General features: G+C 72.7%; 17 protein-coding genes. 9 read left to right on the forward strand and 8 right to left on the reverse strand.

The genetic code is table 11. The features are described from left to right. The first annotated feature begins 104 nt into the window (after nucleotides 1-104). Both J7I94_RS07260 and J7I94_RS07265 read left to right on the forward strand, forming a co-directional pair. Nucleotides 105-917 carry an SAM-dependent methyltransferase gene (locus J7I94_RS07260; RefSeq protein ID WP_215166032.1) on the forward strand — a complete coding sequence of 271 codons (813 nt, stop codon included), beginning with the start codon at nucleotides 105-107 and terminating at the stop codon, nucleotides 915-917. Continuing rightward, a complete protein-coding gene (locus J7I94_RS07265) occupies nucleotides 914-3,055 on the forward strand; it encodes a bifunctional diguanylate cyclase/phosphodiesterase (protein ID WP_215166033.1) in 2,142 nt (713 codons plus the stop codon). Before J7I94_RS07260 ends, J7I94_RS07265 begins: the two co-directional genes overlap by 4 nt. Before the next feature lie 158 nt (nucleotides 3,056-3,213). On the opposite strand, the gene J7I94_RS07270 is transcribed toward J7I94_RS07265, so the two are convergent. Then, the gene (locus tag J7I94_RS07270; RefSeq protein WP_215166034.1) at nucleotides 3,214-4,098 is read right to left on the reverse strand and encodes a LysR family transcriptional regulator; all 885 of its coding nucleotides are present in this window, start codon (nucleotides 4,096-4,098) and stop codon (nucleotides 3,214-3,216) included. Between the two features lie 120 nt (nucleotides 4,099-4,218). On the opposite strand from J7I94_RS07270, the gene J7I94_RS07275 reads away from it, so the two are divergent. From J7I94_RS07275 to J7I94_RS07300, 6 genes are all read left to right on the forward strand, one after another. Further along, on the forward strand, nucleotides 4,219-4,890 hold the full coding sequence (locus J7I94_RS07275; protein ID WP_215166035.1) for a succinate dehydrogenase: 672 nt from the start codon (nucleotides 4,219-4,221) through the stop codon (nucleotides 4,888-4,890). A gap of 2 nt (nucleotides 4,891-4,892) precedes the next feature. Further along, nucleotides 4,893-6,842 carry a fumarate reductase/succinate dehydrogenase flavoprotein subunit gene (locus J7I94_RS07280; protein ID WP_215166036.1) on the forward strand — a complete coding sequence of 650 codons (1,950 nt, stop codon included), beginning with the start codon at nucleotides 4,893-4,895 and terminating at the stop codon, nucleotides 6,840-6,842. After that, nucleotides 6,839-7,588, forward strand: coding sequence for a succinate dehydrogenase/fumarate reductase iron-sulfur subunit (locus J7I94_RS07285; protein WP_215166038.1), 750 nt, complete (start codon nucleotides 6,839-6,841; stop codon nucleotides 7,586-7,588). The genes J7I94_RS07280 and J7I94_RS07285 overlap by 4 nt, the downstream gene beginning before the upstream one ends. Before the next feature lie 284 nt (nucleotides 7,589-7,872). Next, a complete protein-coding gene (locus J7I94_RS07290) occupies nucleotides 7,873-8,649 on the forward strand; it encodes a GNAT family N-acetyltransferase (RefSeq protein WP_215166039.1) in 777 nt (258 codons plus the stop codon). Then, the gene (locus tag J7I94_RS07295; RefSeq protein ID WP_215166040.1) at nucleotides 8,646-9,473 is read left to right on the forward strand and encodes a 1-acyl-sn-glycerol-3-phosphate acyltransferase; all 828 of its coding nucleotides are present in this window, start codon (nucleotides 8,646-8,648) and stop codon (nucleotides 9,471-9,473) included. The genes J7I94_RS07290 and J7I94_RS07295 overlap by 4 nt, the downstream gene beginning before the upstream one ends. Nucleotides 9,474-9,546: 73 nt before the next feature. After that, nucleotides 9,547-10,434 (forward strand): DUF2382 domain-containing protein, encoded by an 888-nt coding sequence (locus tag J7I94_RS07300; RefSeq protein WP_215166041.1) that lies wholly within the window; start codon nucleotides 9,547-9,549, stop codon nucleotides 10,432-10,434. Between the two features lie 31 nt (nucleotides 10,435-10,465). On the opposite strand, the gene J7I94_RS07305 is transcribed toward J7I94_RS07300, so the two are convergent. The 3 genes from J7I94_RS07305 to J7I94_RS07315 all read right to left on the reverse strand — a co-directional run bounded on the left by J7I94_RS07305 (nucleotide 10,466) and on the right by J7I94_RS07315 (nucleotide 12,077). Beyond that, the gene (locus J7I94_RS07305; RefSeq protein ID WP_215166042.1) at nucleotides 10,466-11,539 is read right to left on the reverse strand and encodes an LLM class flavin-dependent oxidoreductase; all 1,074 of its coding nucleotides are present in this window, start codon (nucleotides 11,537-11,539) and stop codon (nucleotides 10,466-10,468) included. Nucleotides 11,540-11,580: 41 nt separating this feature from the next. Then, a complete protein-coding gene (rpmF, locus tag J7I94_RS07310) occupies nucleotides 11,581-11,751 on the reverse strand; it encodes a 50S ribosomal protein L32 (protein WP_215166043.1) in 171 nt (56 codons plus the stop codon). A 116-nt stretch (nucleotides 11,752-11,867) separates the two neighbouring features. Continuing rightward, complete coding sequence (locus tag J7I94_RS07315; protein ID WP_215166045.1) at nucleotides 11,868-12,077, reverse strand: dodecin; 210 nt, start codon at nucleotides 12,075-12,077, stop codon at nucleotides 11,868-11,870. Between the two features lie 171 nt (nucleotides 12,078-12,248). Between J7I94_RS07315 and J7I94_RS07320 the strand changes: the two genes are divergently transcribed. Then, complete coding sequence (locus J7I94_RS07320; protein ID WP_308114507.1) at nucleotides 12,249-13,514, forward strand: extracellular solute-binding protein; 1,266 nt, start codon at nucleotides 12,249-12,251, stop codon at nucleotides 13,512-13,514. Between the two features lie 52 nt (nucleotides 13,515-13,566). Here the strand turns inward: J7I94_RS07320 and egtD are convergent, their stop codons facing one another. The 4 genes from egtD to egtA are packed head-to-tail and all read right to left on the reverse strand — an operon-like array spanning nucleotide 13,567 to nucleotide 17,982. Next, nucleotides 13,567-14,529, reverse strand: coding sequence for an L-histidine N(alpha)-methyltransferase (gene egtD, locus J7I94_RS07325; RefSeq protein ID WP_215166047.1), 963 nt, complete (start codon nucleotides 14,527-14,529; stop codon nucleotides 13,567-13,569). Continuing rightward, nucleotides 14,526-15,389, reverse strand: a complete 864-nt coding sequence (egtC, locus tag J7I94_RS07330; RefSeq protein WP_215166048.1) for an ergothioneine biosynthesis protein EgtC — start codon at nucleotides 15,387-15,389, stop codon at nucleotides 14,526-14,528. Before egtC ends, egtD begins: the two co-directional genes overlap by 4 nt. Further along, nucleotides 15,389-16,708: an ergothioneine biosynthesis protein EgtB gene (gene egtB, locus J7I94_RS07335; protein ID WP_215166049.1), complete on the reverse strand. Its 1,320-nt coding sequence runs from the start codon at nucleotides 16,706-16,708 to the stop codon at nucleotides 15,389-15,391. Before egtB ends, egtC begins: the two co-directional genes overlap by 1 nt. Next, a complete protein-coding gene (gene egtA, locus J7I94_RS07340) occupies nucleotides 16,708-17,982 on the reverse strand; it encodes an ergothioneine biosynthesis glutamate--cysteine ligase EgtA (protein ID WP_215166050.1) in 1,275 nt (424 codons plus the stop codon). Before egtA ends, egtB begins: the two co-directional genes overlap by 1 nt. Between the last annotated feature and the right edge of the window lie 32 nt (nucleotides 17,983-18,014).

Consider the following 18,014-nt stretch of genomic DNA (forward strand, 5'->3'; position numbering starts at 1 on the left):
GTGACCGGGAACGGATGGTCAATTTCCGTTTGGACTCGCCCCTTTGGCGGACGATCAGTAGCCTCTGCTCGAACACCGGATCGCCTTCAGCCTTGGAGAGCCAGATGGAGCGTCCCGCCTGGGCCCCGCGGAGCATCGACATCACAGTGCCCAGCGTGTCCCGGATCTACGATTTCTACCTGGGCGGTTCGCACAATTTCGAGGTCGACCGGGAAGCGGCCCGCAGAGCCATGGAGTTCATGCCGGGACTTCCCAAGGTCATGCAGGCCAACCGGGCGTTCATGCGCCGCGCCGTGCGCTTCGCCGCAGGTGAGGGCGTCGCCCAGTTCCTGGACATCGGCTCCGGCATCCCCACCTTCGGCAACGTCCACGAGGTGGCCCGGCGGGCCTGCCCCGGCGCCCGCGTCGTCTACGTCGACCACGACCCGGTGGCGGTCGCGCACAGCCAGGCGGTCCTGGCGGGCGACGAGGACGCGGACATCGTCGCCGCCGACCTGCTCAAACCGGGCGAGATCCTCGCCAGTGAGCAGGTGGAGCGGTTGATCGACCTGAATCGGCCGGTGGCCCTGCTCCTCGTTGCCATACTGCACTTCGTGGCAGACGAGGACGACCCGTACGCGGCGGTGGCCGAGTTGAGCTCCGCGCTCGCGCCCGGCAGCATGCTGGTCCTCACGCACGCCGCGTACGAGGGCATCCCGCTGCCGCCGGAGCGGGCCACAGGCGCGGTGGACGTGTACAAGGACATCCGCAACCCGCTGATCATGCGCACGCGCGAGGAGATCGCGCGGTTCTTCGAGGGGTACGACATGGTGGAACCCGGACTGGTGCCGATGGCGCGCTGGCGCCCCGAGGGCGCGCCGGAGGACGAGGACCCCTATGCGTTCTCCGGTTTCGCGGGCGTGGGGCGTACCGCGTGACCGCGCAGCCGGACGGGCCGGAGGACAGACTGCGCAGATTCGCCACGATCTGGAGCCGGGCGGTGTTCCCGGTCACCACGACGTCGTCGACCCGGCCGGAGTTCGAGGCCGAACTGCTGCCGCTGGCCCGGCGGCTGAGCCAGGTGCTGCGCGAGCGGGCCTTCGACGCGGAGGAGGCCAAGGCGGTCGGCGCCGCGCTCGTCGACGCCCACTGCACCGACCCCGAGGCGCTCAGCCGCACGCTGGACTGCGTCGACGCCTATCTGGTGCTCTACTGCGGTGAGGGCGGCGACCAGGAGGACCTGCGGGCCCGGTCCGCGCGGATGCAGCACGCGATGGCGGCCGGCTTCGCGCAGGCGCTGCGCGCCCGCACCCTGGCCGAGCAGGAGGCCATCGCCCAGGCCGCGCTGAGGGCGCAGGGCGTGGTGGCCGCAGCGTTGCACGCCAGCGAGGCCCGCTTCCGCGCGGTCTTCGAGGGCGCCGCCATAGGCATCGGCATCGCCGACCTCGACGGCAACATCCTCCAGGTCAACGAGGCCCTGACGCGCATGTTCGGCCTGACCGACCAGAAGCTGCGCCAGGGCAAGGTCCGGGACTGGACCCACCCCGACGACGCCCCGCAGACCTGGCGGCTCTACGACGAACTGGTGCGCGGCGAGCGCGAGCACTACCACCTGGAGAAGGCGTTCTACCGGCCCGACGGCACCGTCCTGTGGACCAACCTGACGGTCTCCCTGCTGCGCGACGCCGACGGCGTCCCCCAGTACCAGCTGGCGCTGATGGAGGACACCACCGAGCGCCGGCTGCTCAATCTGCGGCTGCGCTACGAGGCCACCCACGACGCGCTCACCGGCCTGCCCAACCGGAGCTTCTTCTTCGAACGCCTGGAGAAGGCCCTGAACGCGGGTGCGGGCCAGCGCTTCGGCCTGTGCTACCTCGACCTCGACGGCTTCAAGACCGTCAACGACAGCCTCGGGCACGCGGCCGGCGACCGGCTCCTGGTCGAGGTCGCCGACCGGCTCCAGGCCTGCGCCACCGCGCCCGGCGAGATGGTCGCCCGGCTCGGCGGCGACGAGTTCGTGGCACTCACCACCGGTACGGACACCGCGCACGAGGTGGACGAACTGGCCGGCCGCATCATGAACGCCCTGCTCGCGCCGATCGGCATCGACGGCCGGGAGATCACCGTGCGCGGCTCCATCGGCATCGTCGAGGGACCGGCGGGGGAGCGCAGCGCGGCCGAGGTGCTGCGCAGCGCCGACATCACCATGTACCGGGCCAAGTCGGCGGGCGGCAACCGCTACGAACTGGCCGACCCGGAGGCCGACGCCCGCGCCATCACCCGGCACGGGCTGACCACCGCGCTGCCGGCGGCACTGGAGCGCGGCGAGTTCTTCATCGAGTACCAGCCGCTGGTCCACCTCGGCGACGGCAGCGTGCGCGGCGCGGAGGCCCTGGTGCGCTGGCTGCACCCGCAGCACGGCGTGCTCAGCCCGGACCGGTTCATTCCGCTCGCCGAGCACACCGGCCTGATCGTGCCGCTGGGCCGCTGGGTCCTGGAGCAGTCGGTGCGCCAGGCCCGCGCCTGGCGGGAGCTGTACGGCGACGGCGGCGCGGACCCGCTGCGCATCAACGTCAACCTCTCGCCCTGCCAGCTCACCCACCCCGGGCTGGTCCAGGACACCGTCGACATCCTGGAGCGGGCCGGGGTCGCGCCGGACGCGCTCTGCCTCGAGGTGACCGAGTCGGCGCTGATCGGCGCCGACGACGACCTGCTCAAGCCGCTGCGCCGGCTGGCCGAGATGGGTGTCGACATCGCCCTGGACGACTTCGGCACCGGCTACTCCAACCTCGCCAACCTGCGCCGGCTGCCGGTGAGCGTCCTGAAACTGGACCGCTCCTTCACCCAGAGCATGCAGCAGTTCCCGGCCGACCCGGTCGACCTCAGGATCGTCGAGGGCATCGTCTCCCTCGCCCACGGCCTCGACCTCGCGGTCACCGTGGAGGGCGTGGAGACCGGCGCGCAGGCCGAGCAGCTCCGCGTACTGGGCTGCGACACCGCCCAGGGCTGGTACTACGCCCGTCCGGGCCCGCCGGAGCGGTTGCACCAGCTGGCGCTGGTGGACGCCACCGGGTGACGTTCCATCGCCGGGTGAGGTGATACCCCAAGGGGCGCGGGGAACTGCGCGACCAGCCACAGCGGGCCCGCGCCCGACGACGGAACGCGCGGGTCCGTCGTGGTTGCTCGCGCAGTCCCCGCGCCCCTGGGGACACGCCCTCGTCCGGCGTGGAACAGTCACCGTTCCAGCAGCATCCGCTGGAGTTCCCGCGCCGCCCGAGGCGGAGCCACATCGCTGCGGTGGGCCAGCGCGATGGTCCGGTGCAGTCCGGGCCGGGTCAGCGGAGTGACCCGCAGCCCCCGCCCCGACCGCGCCGCCACCATCCGGGGCACGACGGCGATCCCGAGCCCCGCCCGCACGAAACCGAGCACGGCGTCCATCTCACCGCCCTCGACCGCGAACGTCGGCTCGAACCCCGCGGAGCGGCACGCCGCCACCGTCAGTTCCCGCAGGTCGTAGCCGTGCCGGAACATCACCAGGCGCTCGCCCTCCAGGTCGCCGATGTCCACCGCCCGCCGCCCGCCCCCGGGCCTCGGCTCCTCCGGTGACGACACCACCACCAGGTCCTCGCGCAGCAGCTCCACCGTGGTCAGCGCCGGCGAGGGCGTGGGCAGCGGCAGCACGACCAGCGCGAGGTCGAGCGCGCCGCGCGCCAGCTCCCGAACCAGGTCGTGGCTGCCGCCCTCCTCGATCAGCAGCCGGATGCCGGGATAGCGGTCGTGGAAGGCGCGCAGCACGTCCGGCAGCAGGCCGGTGCACAGGCTCGGCGTGGCGCCCAGCCGGACCCGGCCGCCGCGCAGCTGCGCCAGCTCCTGCACCTCGTGCCGGGCGGTGTCCGCGTCGGCCAGGATGCGCCGGGCCAGCGGCAGCAGCGCCTCCCCGGCGTCGGTCAGGGTGATGTTGCCCCGCGCCCGCTGGAACAGATCGGCGCCCAGCTCCCGCTCCAACGCCTTGACCTGCTGCGACAGTGACGGCTGGGAGACGTGGACCAGATCGGCGGCCCGGGTGAAGTGGCGGGTCTCGGCGACCGCCACGAAGTACTGGAGCTGCTGGAACTGCATCCGCCCATCATAGGCATCGCCTATCGAAACGAGCCGGACCATGTCTTGGACCGATGGGGCCGTCCGGCCCTAGCGTCTTGTGACATGGCTCTGGCAACGCGGACGGACCGACGGCCGTCCATGGCACGCACCGTGTGGGACTCGACCGTCGGCAAGAAGACCGTGATGGCGGTCAGCGGGCTGATCATGCTGCTGTACCTGGTCGTCCACATGATCGGCAACTTGAAGATCTTCTTCGGTACGGAGGAGTTCAACCACTACGCCCACTGGCTGCGCACGGTCGGTGAGCCGTTCATGCACTATGAGTGGACGCTGTGGCTGGTCCGCGTCGTGCTGGTCGTCGCCGTCGTCGCCCACGCCGTCTCCGCGTACCAGCTCAGCCGCCGCGACCTCAAGGCACGGCCCACCAAGTACGCGCACAAGCGCAAGCGGGCCAGTTACGCGACGAACACCATGCGGTACGGCGGAATCATCCTCGCCCTGTTCATCGTCTGGCACATCCTGGACCTGACCACCGGCACCGTGCACTCCGGCGGCTTCGAGTCGGGCAAGCCCTACCAGAACGTCGTGGACACCTTCTCCACCTGGTACGGCAACGTCGTCTACATCGTCGCCATGCTCGCCCTCGGCCTGCACATCCAGCACGGCTTCTGGAGCGCCGCCCAGACCCTCGGCGCCGGCAGCCGCACCCGCGACCGCGCCCTGAAGACCGTCGCCAACGTCCTCGCGCTGCTGCTCACGGCCGGTTTCATCGCCGTCCCCGTGGGCGTCATGACCGGAGTGGTGAGCTGAACATGACTTCCTACGCCGACTACACGACCGGTGCGCCGGTCGTCGACACCAAGGCCCCGGCCGGCCCGATCAACGAGCGCTGGGACAAGCGCCGTTTCGAGGCCAAGCTGGTCAACCCCGCCAACCGCCGCAAGCACACGGTGATCGTGGTGGGCACCGGCCTCGCGGGCGGCTCGGCCGGCGCGACCCTCGCCGAACAGGGCTACCACGTCGTCCAGTTCTGCTACCAGGACTCCCCGCGCCGGGCCCACTCCATCGCCGCGCAGGGCGGCATCAACGCGGCGAAGAACTACCGCAACGACGGCGACTCCGTGCACCGCCTGTTCTACGACACCGTCAAGGGCGGCGACTTCCGGGCCCGCGAGTCCAACGTCCACCGCCTCGCGCAGATCTCCGTCGAGATCATCGACCAGTGCGTGGCACAGGGCGTGCCCTTCGCCCGCGAGTACGGCGGTCTGCTCGACACCCGCTCCTTCGGCGGCGTCCAGGTCTCCCGTACGTTCTACGCCCGCGGCCAGACGGGCCAGCAGCTCCTCCTCGGCGCGTACCAGGCACTGAGCCGCCAGGTCGCGGCCGGGAACATCGAGCTGCACCCCCGTACCGAGATGCTCGACGTCATCGTCGTCGACGGGCGGGCCCGCGGGATCGTCGCCCGCGACCTGATCACCGGCAAGATCGACACGTACTTCGCGGACGCGGTCGTGCTGGCCTCCGGCGGCTACGGCAACGTCTTCTACCTGTCGACCAACGCCATGAACTCCAACGCGACCGCCGTGTGGCGGGCGCACCGGCGCGGCGCGTACTTCGCCAACCCCTGCTTCACGCAGATCCACCCCACCTGCATCCCGCGCACCGGCGACCACCAGTCCAAGCTGACGCTGATGAGCGAGTCGCTGCGCAACGACGGACGGATCTGGGTGCCCAAGGCCAAGGGCGACGACCGCCCGCCGAACAAGATCCCCGAGGACGAACGCGACTACTACCTGGAGCGCATCTACCCGTCCTTCGGCAACCTCGTCCCCCGGGACATCGCCTCCCGCGCCGCGAAGAACGTCTGCGACGAGGGACGGGGCGTCGGCCCCGGCGGCCAGGGCGTGTACCTGGACTTCGCCGACGCGATCAAGCGCATGGGGCGCAAGGCGGTCGAGGCCAAGTACGGCAACCTCTTCGACATGTACCAGCGGATCACCGACGAGGACCCCTACGAGGTCCCGATGCGGATCTACCCCGCCGTGCACTACACGATGGGCGGCCTGTGGGTCGACTACGACCTCCAGACCACGATCCCCGGTCTGTTCGCGGTCGGCGAGGCCAACTTCTCCGACCACGGCGCCAACCGGCTCGGCGCCTCCGCGCTGATGCAGGGCCTGGCCGACGGCTACTTCGTACTGCCGGCCACCATCAACGACTACCTCGCCCGCAACCCCCACCAGGACCAGGTCGGCGACGACCACCCGGTGGTGCAGGAGGTGCTGGCCGAGACCCAGGACCGGCTGAACCTGCTGCTGTCCGTCGACGGCGACCGCACCCCCGACTCCTTCCACCGCGAACTCGGCGAGCTGATGTGGGAGTTCTGCGGCATGGCCCGCACCGACTCCGGGCTGCGCAAGGCCCTTGAGCGCATCCCGCAGATCCGCGAGGAGTTCTGGCGGCGGATCAAGGTGCCCGGCACCGGCGAGGAGTTCAACCAGTCGCTGGAGAAGGCCAACCGCATCGTCGACTACCTGGAGCTGGCCGAGCTGATGTGCCTCGACGCGCTGCACCGCGCCGAGTCCTGCGGCGGCCACTTCCGCGAGGAGTCCCAGACCCCGGACGGCGAGGCCGCCCGTAGGGACGAGGAGTTCTCCTACGCCGCCGCCTGGGAGTTCTCCGGCACCGGCGAGGCCCCCGTCCTGCACAAGGAAGACCTGGTCTTCGAGTACGTCCACCCCACCCAGCGGAGCTACGCATGAGGCTCACCCTGCGCGTCTGGCGCCAGAAGAACGCCGACGCCGAAGGCGCCATGTCCACGTACGAGGTGGACGGGATCTCGCGGGACATGTCCTTCCTGGAGATGCTCGACACCCTCAACGAGGAGCTGATCCTCAAGGGCGAGGACCCCGTCGCCTTCGACCACGACTGCCGCGAGGGCATCTGCGGGGCCTGCTCGCTCGTCATCAACGGCGACGCGCACGGTCCCGAGCGCACCACCACCTGCCAGCTGCACATGCGGTCCTTCCAGGACGGCGACACGATCGACATCGAGCCGTGGCGGGCGTCGGCCTTCCCGGTGGTGAAGGACCTGGTCGTGGACCGGTCCGCGTTCGACCGGATCATCCAGGCCGGCGGCTACATCACCGCGCCGACCGGCGCCGCGCCGGAGGCCCACGCCACGCCGGTGCCGAAGCCGGACGCCGACTTCGCGTTCGAGCACGCGGAGTGCATCGGGTGCGGGGCGTGTGTGGCCGCGTGTCCCAACGGGGCGGCGATGCTGTTCACGTCCGCGAAGGTCAACCACCTGAACGTGCTGCCGCAGGGGGCGCCGGAGCGGGAGTCGCGGGTGCTGGACATGGTGGGGCAGATGGACGCGGAGGGGTTCGGGGGGTGCACGCTCGCCGGTGAGTGTGCGACCGCGTGTCCGAAGGGGATTCCGCTGATGTCCATCACGAGCATGAACAAGGAGTGGCTGCGGGCGACCCGGAAGGCCGGGAAGCGGTAAGCCGTCGTTGCGGGGTGCGGCGCCGTCGTGGCTTGTCGCGCCCACGCGGCGGAGCCGCAAATCGACACAGCCCCGCGCCCCTCGCAGGGGCGCTTTCAGTGAACGTTCGCCGAAATCGTGCGGACGGGCGGGGTCGGGAGAGGTGCTCCTTCCGGCCCCGTCTCGCGTTCCGCGCCCCCGGCATTCAGCAAGCGCACATCCGCTCTCCCGGCGCTGGTCATGCGCAGGACAGCCAGGCTCGGAAGAACTGAGCCGAGCCCGGCCCCTCGACCAGGAGAGCAGTCATGAGCGGTGTACTGACCGTCGACCGTCCCCCGCAGCCCGCGGCACCCGTCCGTTATACCGTCTCCCTCGCCCGCGACGAGGACGAGGTCCGGGCCGCGCAGCGGCTGCGGCACGAGGTCTTCGCCGGGGAGATGGGGGCGCTGCTGTCCGGCCCGCAGCCGGGCCTCGACATCGACTCCTTCGACGCGTACTGCGACCACCTGCTGGTCCGGGAGGAGACGAGCGGGCAGGTCGTCGGCACCTACCGGCTGCTGCCGCCCGAGCGGGCCGCGGTCGCCGGACGGCTGTACGCGGAGAGCGAGTTCGAGCTGGCCGCGCTGGACCCGATCCGCCCGGACCTGGTCGAGGTCGGCCGCTCCTGCGTCCACCCCGGCCACCGCGACGGCGCCGTCATCGGGCTCATCTGGGCCGGTATCGCCCGCTACATGACCGACCGCGGCCACGAGTGGCTGGCCGGCTGCTGCTCCATCCCGCTCGCCGACGGCGGCGCCCTCGCGTCGGCCACCTGGGACCGGGTGCGGGAGCGCAACCTCGCCCCCGAGGAGTACCGGGTACGGCCGCTGCTGCCGTGGATCCCGGATGCCGGGACGCCGGCCGGACACAGCGACGTGCCGGCCCTGCTGCGCGGCTACCTGCGGCTCGGCGCCTGGGTCTGCGGGGAACCCGCGCACGACCCCGACTTCGGCGTCGCCGACCTGTACGTGCTGCTGCCCATGAGCCGGGTCAACCCGCGCTACCTGCGGCACTTCCTCTCGCTCGTGCCCGCCGCCCGGTGAGCGTCTGGCTGCCCGGCGCGCCCTGCACCCCCGAGGCGTGCGTGGAACGGGCGCGGACCGCGGCGGCCGTACCGCGTGCCGTGCTGCGGCTGACGGCCGTCGTGGTCCTGCTGCTGGCCGGGATCGCGCTGACGCCGGTGGGACACCGCGTGCCCGCGGCCCTGGTGCGCCGGTGGTCCCGGTGGATCGTACGGGCCTGTGGCGTCCGGGTCCGGATCACCGGGAGCGCCCCGCCCGCCGGGGGGCTGCTGCTCGTCGCCAACCACGTCTCCTGGCTCGACGTCCCGCTGCTCGCCGCCGTCCGCCCGGCGCGGATGGTGGCCAAGACCGAGATCCGCGGCTGGCCGGTGGCCGGGTGGCTGGCCGCCCGCGGGCGAGTGCTGTTCATCGAACGGGACCGGCTGCGGGCGCTGCCCGGGACCGTCGCCCGCATCGCCGCCGAACTGCGCGGCGGCGCCGCGGTCGCGGCCTTCCCCGAGGGCAGCACCTGGTGCGGGCGGGCCCGGGGGCCGTTCCGCCGGGCCGTGTTCCAGGCCGCGCTGGACGCGGGCGTACCGGTCCAGCCGGTGCGCATCCGCTACCTGGCGGACGGACGGACGGTGAGCACGACGCCCGCCTTCGTCGGCGAGGACACCCTGCTCACCTCGCTGTGGCGGGTGGCGTCGGCGCGCGGTCTGGTGGCCGAGGTGCGGGTGCGACCGGTTGTTCCCGCCGGCGCCTGTTCCGACCGCCGTGACCTCGCCCGGGCCGCCGAAGGGGCGGACGGGGTCGCCCGCACCGGTCACCACGGGAAAGCACACTCGAAAAGTTTGTGCAATTTGTGACGCATGTGCCGTTTTCTGTCTCTTGATGCGGAAAACCAGATAAGCGTCACTCCAGAAGGAGGGTGAGGCCAAGATGATCACCCGCGAAGAGATCACGATGCTGTTGGACCATCCCGTCTACGACGGCGACGGCAACAAGATCGGCGACGCCAAGCACGTCTTCTTCGACGACATGACCGGGCGCCCCGAGTGGGTCAGTGTCAGGACCGGAATGTTCGGCTCCAGCGAGTCGTTCATCCCCATCCACAACGCGACCCTGGTCGAGGACCACCTCGAGGTTCCCTACCCCAAGGACCAGGTCAAGGGCGCGCCCAACGTCGACATCGACGCGGGCGGGCACCTGTCGGCGAGCGAGGAGCACCGTCTCTACGACTACTACGGCGTCAACTGGGACAGCGTGCTGTCCGAGGCCGAGGCGTCCGGTGGTCCGGGCACCGGCACCACCACGGGCACCGGCACCACCACGGGCACGGGTACCGCTGCGGCGGCCGGTACGGCGGGCATGGCCGGTACGGCCGGCATGGCGGGCACCGCCGGCCGGGGCCGAACGGACCGCACGGGCATGCGCGACGACGACGCCATGACGCTCTCCGAGGAGCGGCTGCACATCGGCGTCGAGCGGCGCGAGACCGGACGGGCCCGGCTGCGCAAGTACGTGGTCACCGAGGACGTGCAGCAGACCGTCCCCGTACGGCACGAGGAGGTGCGCCTGGAACGGGAGCCGATCACGGAGGCCAACCGTGACGCCGCGCTCTCCGGCCCGGAGATCAGCGAGGCCGAGCACGAGGTCACCCTGTACGAGGAACACCCCGTGGTCGAGACCGAGACGGTACCGGTGGAACGCGTGCGGCTGACCACCGAGGAACGCGTCGAGGACGAGACCGTCCGGGGCCGGGTCCGCAAGGAGCGGATCGAGACCGAGGGCACGGTCGACGACATCCGGCGGCCGGGCCGCGAGTGATCCGGACCGCTCCGGCGGCGTGGCGCCTCCCTCAGCGGAGCGCCGCGCCGCCGACGGCCGTCTCCGGAGGGCCGGGGATGTGCTCCGCGCCGCCCCGGACCGGCTGTCCGACGATCCGCGCGAGCCGCCGGTAGGAGTCGTACAGGGCCGCGCGGTCGTGGGTGCTGGTGGTGACCAGCACCTCCTGGGCGCCCGTCTCCTTCAGCAGCGTCTCCAGTTCGTCGGCGACCTGCTCCTCGGTGCCGGCGAGGTGGCCGGTGAGACCGGCCTCGTAGAAGCCGCGCTCCTTCGCGGTCATCGTCCGGGTCTCGACCCGCTCGGCGGGCGGCAGCGGCGGGAAGGTGCCGCGGGTGCGGGAGTACGCCATGGACCACGCCTCGGGGAGCAGCAGCCGCCGGGCCGCCTCGGGGGTGGCCGCCACGGCGATCGTGCCGGAGACGACGACGTACGGCTCCCGGGCCCAGGGGGAGGGGCGGAAGGTGTCGCGGTAGCGGTCGATGCCGCGCCGCATCCGGTCCCGGTCGCGCAGGTCGCCGATGACCATCGGCAGGCCCGCGCGGGCGGCGACGGCCGCGCCCTCGCCCATCGCCAGCACGAACGGCGGCACGGTCAGGCCCTCGGCGGGGCGGGCGTGCGCGCCGGTGGCGGAGGTGCCCTCGAACCAGCCGAGCAGCTCCGCCAGTTGCTCCTCGAAGCGGTCGGCGTCGGCGTCGTCCTTGTCGCGGCCCAGCGCCCGGCGCACCCCGTCGGTGAAGCCCACCGAGCGGCCGAGCCCCATGTCGATCCGGCCCGGGAACAGCGACTCCAGTACGCCGAACTGCTCGGCGACGACCAGGGGCCGGTGGTTGGGGAGCATCACGCCGCCCGTCCCGGCCCGGATGGTCCGGGTGGCGCCGGCCACGGCGGCGGCCAGTACGGTCGGCGCCGAACCGGCCACCCCGGGCACCCCGTGGTGCTCGGACACCCAGAACCGGTGATAGCCGAGCCGTTCGGCCTCCCGCGCGAACCGCACGGTGTCGCGCAGCGCCTCACCGGGCGGGTGCCCCTCGCGGGTGCGGGAGCGGTCGAGGACGGAGAACGGGGTCCGGGCGGTCAGTGAGCTCACACGTGGTTCAACGTCCCGCGGGCGGGGGCATTCCCGCGCGGTCAGCCCTCGGGGTGCAGCAGGCCGCGCTCGTACGCCTTGCGCAGGTGCTGCGGGACGAGGTGGCGGACGCCGTCGACCGTGACCGGGACGAGGGCCGGGGTGGCCGCCTTCCACTGGGCGCGGCGGTGGCGGGTGTTGCTGCGGGACATCTTCCGCTTGGGGACGGCCATGGGACGTGCTCCTCGGTGCTCGGGGCGTGGCAAGGTCACCGAGGACGCTATATGAAAATGGATGCCATTTACAAAGCAGGGCGGGTGGCGGAGGGGGTGGGTCCCTGGGGCGGCGCTCACTCGTCCAGGCGGAAGCCCACCTTCAGGCCGACCTGCCAGTGGGCCACCTGGCCGTTCTCGATCTGGCCGCGGACCTGGGTCACCTCGAACCAGTCCAGGTGGCGCAGGGTTTCCGAGGCGCGGGAGAGTCCGTTGCGGACGGCCTGGTCGACGCCGTCGGGCGAGGTGCCGACGATCTCCGTGACGCGATAGGTGTGGTTCGTCATCACTCCACGGTGCCCCACGCCGCGCCGGCGCGCGACATGTCGGGCGATGTGCCGGAGCCCCTTGACCCCGACATTGGTACGGACCAAAATCCAGGCACCCGTACGAGCCACGGGCTCGTCCCCCCATGTCGGGTGTCCCTTCGCCGTGTTCCGGACAGAACAGGACCCCTCGTGAGACGTCGTCGCCTGCTCGCCCTCGTTCCCGCCGCCGCCCTCCTGCTCGGCGGCTGCGGCCTGGTCGGGGACGACGACTCCGGCGGGCGCACCGTCACCGTGTGGCTGATGAAGGGCAGCGCCTCGCAGCAGTACCTGGACCGCTTCACCGAGGACTTCGCCCGCACCCACCCCGGCATCACCCTGGACCTGCGCCTCCAGGAGTGGACCGGCGTCGTCGACAAGGTGCGGGCCGCGCTGGCGGCGGACGGCGCGGACGGGCCCGACGTCATCGAGGTCGGCAACACCCAGGTCCCCACGTACGCCGAGGGCGGCGGGCTGCTCGACCTGACGCTGGAGTCGATGCGGGACTGGGGCATCCGCGACTGGCTGCCGGGCCTCGCCGAACCGGGCGCGTGGCAGTCCCAGCAGTACGGCATCCCCTGGTACGCCGCCAACCGCGTCGTCATCTACCGCAAGGACCTCTTCGAGCGGGCGGGCATCAGCCGGCCGCCGCGCACCCAGGACGAGTGGCTCGACGTCACCGAACGGCTCGACGAGAACGGCGGCCAGGGCATCTACCTGGCCGGACAGGACTGGTACACGCTCGCCGGCTTCATCTGGGAGGAGGGCGGCGAACTGGCCCGGCAGCGCGGCGGCGGCTCCTGGGAAGGCACCCTGGACAGTCCGGCCGCCCTGCGCGGCATGGAGTTCTACCGCCGGCTCCAGGCGCTCGGCGACGGTCCCGTCGGCGCCGACGAGGAACACCCGCCGCAGGCGGGCGTGTTCGCCCGGGAAGAGGTCGCGCAGATCGTGGCGGTGCCGGGCGCGGCCCAGGCCATCCTCCAGGAGAACCCCGGGCTGGAGGACGAGCTGGGCTTCTTCCCCGTCCCGGGCAGGAAGGCCGGTACCCCCGGCGCCGTGTTCACCGGCGGCTCCGACCTGGTCGTGGCGGAGAACACCGGCGACCGGGAGGCCGCCGTCGCCGTGGTCGAGGCGCTGACCGGGAAGAAGTGGAACACCGAACTGGCCCGGACCATGAACTACGTGCCGAACAAGAAGTCCCTGGCCGGCGCCGTCGCGGGCGAGGAGGGCGTCGCCGCCATGGCGGCCGGGGCCGCGCACGGGCGGGCCACCCCGACCACGCCCCAGTGGGGCGCGGTCGAGGCGGACAACCCGATCAAGGAGTACATGACGAACGTGCTCACCGGCGCCGGCCCGGCCGCCGAGGCCCGCCGGGCCGCCGACCGGGTCACCGAACTCCTCGACCCGAGCACCCGGTGAAGCCCGGTAAAGCCGGGTGACGCGCGGTGATGCCCGGTGGCGCCCGGCGCCGTCAGCGCGCCGTGCTCAGGGACAGCGCGAAGCGGCCCTCCCGGTCCGTCCACCAGTGGACCGGCTCCAGCCCCGCCGCCGCCAGTTCGGCGCGTACGCCCGCCTCGCGGAACTTCGCCGACACCTCGGTCCGCAGTTCCTCCCCGGCCGCGAACTCCACGGCCAGGTCGAGCGCCTGGACCTTCACCGTCTGCGCGGTGCGCGAGCGCAGCCGCATCTCGATCCACTCCCGTTCCGCGTCCCACCGCGCCACGTGGTCGAAGGCGGCGAGATCGAAGTCGGCGTCCAGCTCGCGGTTGATCACGGACAGCACGTTCTTGTCGAACGCGGCCGTCACCCCGGCCGCGTCGTCGTACGCCCGGACCAGCACCGCCTCGTCCTTGACCAGGTCGGTGCCGAGCAGCAGCGTGTCGCCGGGGGCCAGCGCGGAGCGGACCGAGGCGAGGAACGCGGACCGTTCGGCGGGGAGCAGATTGCCGATGGTGCCGCCGAGGAACGCCAGCAGCCGGGGGCCCGGCGTGTCCGGCAGTTCCAGGGCGGCGGTGAAGTCGGCGATCAGCGCGTGCACGTCGAGCCCCGGCCGTTCGGCGGCGATCGCCCGTCCGGCCCGGTCGAGGGCGCTCTCGCTGACGTCGACCGGCACGTAGGCGCGCAGTCCGGTCAGCGAGTCCAGCAGGTACCGGGTCTTCTCGGAGGAACCGGAGCCCAGCTCCACCAGGGTGCGGGCGCCGGACGCCGCCGCGATCTCACCGGCCCGGGCGGCGAGTATCTCGCGTTCGGCGCGCGTCGGGTAGTACTCGGGCAGTGCGGTGATCTCCTCGAACAGCTCGCTGCCGCGCGCGTCGTAGAACCACTTCGGCGGCAGCGTGCGGGGGCTGCCCGTCAGGCCGGCCAGGACGTCGGCGCGCAGGGCGGCGTCCGTGGCGTCCTCGGGCAGGATGCGGGTGATGCGGAACGTGCTCACGTACGGGACTCCTCGGCGGGTGCGGGCGTGCGGGCGTCGCTCGGTTCCTCGGCGGGTGCGGGGGCACGGTCGTCGCTCGGTTCCTCGGCGCGTACGGGGGAACGGTCGTCGCTCGGTTCCTCGATCGGCGTCAGCAGCACCTCCGCGCTGCTCGCCGTCAGCAGGGTGCGGTCGGGCACCTCCTGCCAGTGCGGGTCGTCGTCGTAGGGCTCGGAGGCCACGACGGTGCCGCCGCCGGGCCGGGCCAGGTACCACAGGGTGTCGCCCCAGGCGGTGGCGGTGATCGTGTCCCCGTCGGTGAGGAGGAGGTTGAGGCGGGCGGTGGGGGCCGCGGCGGCGACCTCCAGGACCGTGCCGGCCAGTGCCCGGGGCTGGGGGACGCCGGTCCGCAGCCGGTCGAGGACCAGCGCCCACACGAACGCCGAGTCGTTGCGGGCCTCCAGCGACAGCAGCTCCTCGGGCGGCAGCGACGGCACCAGACCGGCGAGCGAACCGGGCCAGCCGGGCACCGCCCCGTTGTGGCTGAACAGCCAGGTGTCCGCGGCGAACGGCGCCGCCGCGGCCTCCGCGTCCGCCCCGGACAGGGTGGCGTCGCGCACCGCGCCGAGCACCGCCGTACTGCGCACCACCCGGGCCAGGTCGGCGAAGGACCGGTCCGCCCAGATCGGCCCGGCCCGCCGGTACCGGGCCGGCACCGGGTCGTCCGCGGCGTACCAGCCGACGCCGAACCCGTCGGCGTTGACCGTCCCGTACCGCTGCCGGCGCGGCACCCACGACTGGCGGTACAGGGCGTGCGGGGGCGCCACGAGGAGCCCGCCGAGCGGCAGCGCGGGCCCCACGTAGGCGAGGTGACGGCACATCAGACGGCCTCCGCGGACCGGGCCGTGCGGAACCCGGCGAAGATCTGCCGCCGGATCGGATAGTCCCAGTTGCGGAACGTGCCCCGGCAGGCCACCGCGTCCACTGCGAACGAACCGCCGCGCAGCACCTTGTGCTCGGGGCCGAAGAACACCTCCGAGTACTCCTTGTACGGGAACGCCCGGAACCCCGGGTACGGCAGGAAGTCGCTCGCCGTCCACTCCCACACGTCGCCGATCAACTGCCGTACCCCGAGCGGCGACTCACCGGCCGGATAGCTGCCGGCGGGCGCCGGGCGAAGGTGCCGCTGGCCGAGGTTGGCGTGCTCGGGGCCGGGGTCGGCGTCGCCCCAGGGGTAGCGCGTCGAGCCGCCGGTCGCCGGGTCGTACCGGGCCGCCTTCTCCCACTCGGCCTCGGTGGGCAGCCGCCGGCCGGCCCAGCGGGCGTAGGCGTCGGCCTCGTACCAGCACACGTGCACCACCGGCTCGTCGGGCGGCACCACCTCCGTCACCCCGAACCGGCGGCGCAGCCACTGCCCGCCGTCCCGGCGCCAGAACAGCGGCGCGGTGATCGTGCTGCGGCGGATGTGGTCCCAGCCCTCGGCGGTCCACCAGCGCGGGTCGGTGTAGCCGCCGTCGTCGATGAACGCCTGGTACGCCGCGTTGGTGACCGGCGTGGTGTCGATGTGGAACGGCGCCACCTCGCGCCGGTGCGCGGGCCGTTCGTTGTCCAGCGCCCACGGCTCGGTGGAGGTGCCCATCGTGAACGGGCCGCCGGAGACCAGGACTTCGGCGGGACCGGTGAACAGCGGCACCGGGTCCGGATCGGGGGCGGTGAGGGCCTTCGGACCCCGGCGGAGCTGATGCGTGATCAGCATCGTCTCGTCGTGTTGCTGCTCGTGCTGCGCGATCATCCCGAAGGCGAAGCCCGCCTCCGTCAGCCGCGTCCCGTGGAAGGCGGCGCCCGCCAGCACGTCCAGGGCCCGGCCGCGTACTTCGGCCGCGTACCGGCGGGCCTCCTCGGGCGACAGCAGCGGCAGCTTGGGGCGCTCGGCGCGCGGGTGCTCGAAAGCGTCGTAGAGGCTGTCGATCTCGGGCCGTATCGCCTCCTGTCCGCCGACCGCCCGCAGCAGCCACAGCTCCTCCTGGCTGCCGATGTGGGCGAGGTCCCACACCAGCGGCGACATCAGCGGGGAGTGCTGCGCGGTCAGGTCCGGCTCCGCCACGCAGCTGGTCAGCAGCGTGGTGCGGTCGCGGGCGGTGACGAGCGTGGCCAGGGCCCGCTCGCGCAGGGTCTCGGCGTCGTGGGCGGGGTCGGTCATCAAGAGCGGTCCTTCCGGTGCTCGTCCAGCAGGTCGTCGGCGGGGCACCGGCCCCGCGCGACATAGCGGTCCAGGTACGCGGCGACGGCGTCCGTCACCCGGGCGCCGGCGCCGAGCCGGGGCAGCGCGCGCAGCGCCGCCGCGAAGCACACGGCGGCGGCCTCGCGCAACTCCGGGTCGGTGAGCCCCAGCCGGGCCGCGTCCTGCCACAGCGGGTTGTGCGGGGCGGGCCGGCCGCCGGTGCGCTCGGTCAGCGGCTTCACCGCCCGGTAGGCGGTCTCGGTGGCCTCCGGGTCGTCGAACAGCGCCGCCGTGACGGCGAGCGGCACGAGCCAGCCGTCGTCCCCGGGCTGCGCGTCGATCATGCGCAGCTCCAGGTGACCGTGCGGTCTGACCGGCGGGAACAGCGTGGTGAGGTGGTAGTCGAGGTCGTCCGCGGTGGGTGGCCTGGGCGACCGGGACCGGGTCCACTCCCGGAAGGTGAGCCCGTCGGGGACCTCCCACGGCCCGGTGTCCCGGCGTACGCACATCACCGGGGCGTCCAGCGCGTGCCGGGCCCAGGCGCCGGCCGGGTCGGTGTCCAGCGGGGGGCCGCCCGCCCGGCCCGGGCCGATCCGCTCCCAGTACAGCTGCCGGGTGGACCGCCAGCCGGTGGGGCGCCCGGCGGCCAGCGGCGAGTTGGCGAACGCGGCCACCAGGACCGGGCCCAGCTGATGGGCCAGCCACCAGCGCCGCACCTGTCCGAGCGGACCGGGCTCCTCGTACCCGGCGTCCACGCACACCTGCACGGAGGCCGTGGCCCGCATCATGCGGCGGCCGTCCGGACCGGTGCGGTCCAGGCACGCCTCCATGGCGTCGTAGCGGGGCTGGCGCAGGAAGCGGGGAGGAAGGTGCCACGGGTCGTGGCCGAGGCCGGCCAGGGTCAGACCGTCGTCGCGCAGTACCGCGCGGACGGCGTCCAGGTCGGCGGAGACGGTGTCGACGACGTCCGTCAGGGAGGCGGCGGGCGGCGAGCTGAGCTCCAGCTGACCGCCGGGCTCCACGGTGAGCGCCGACTTCAGGGGGACGGACCGCAGTGCGGCGTACGCCGCGTCGAGCCGTCCGGGGGCGACGGGGAGCCGCGGGTCGCGCAGCTCGTGGACGAGCCATTCCAGTTCCACCCCGAGACGGCGGGGCGGACCGGTCTTGAAGGCGATGCCGCGGACCAGTGCCTCGACCTCGGCCTCGCTGACGGCGGTGCGTGGCCTGTCACAGCCACTGAACGATTCTGACATGTCGGGATCCTCCTGAGATTCCACCATGTCGA

The sequence above is a fragment of the Streptomyces sp. ISL-12 genome (assembly GCF_018614415.1).
Classification (GTDB): Bacteria; Actinomycetota; Actinomycetes; order Streptomycetales; family Streptomycetaceae; genus Streptomyces.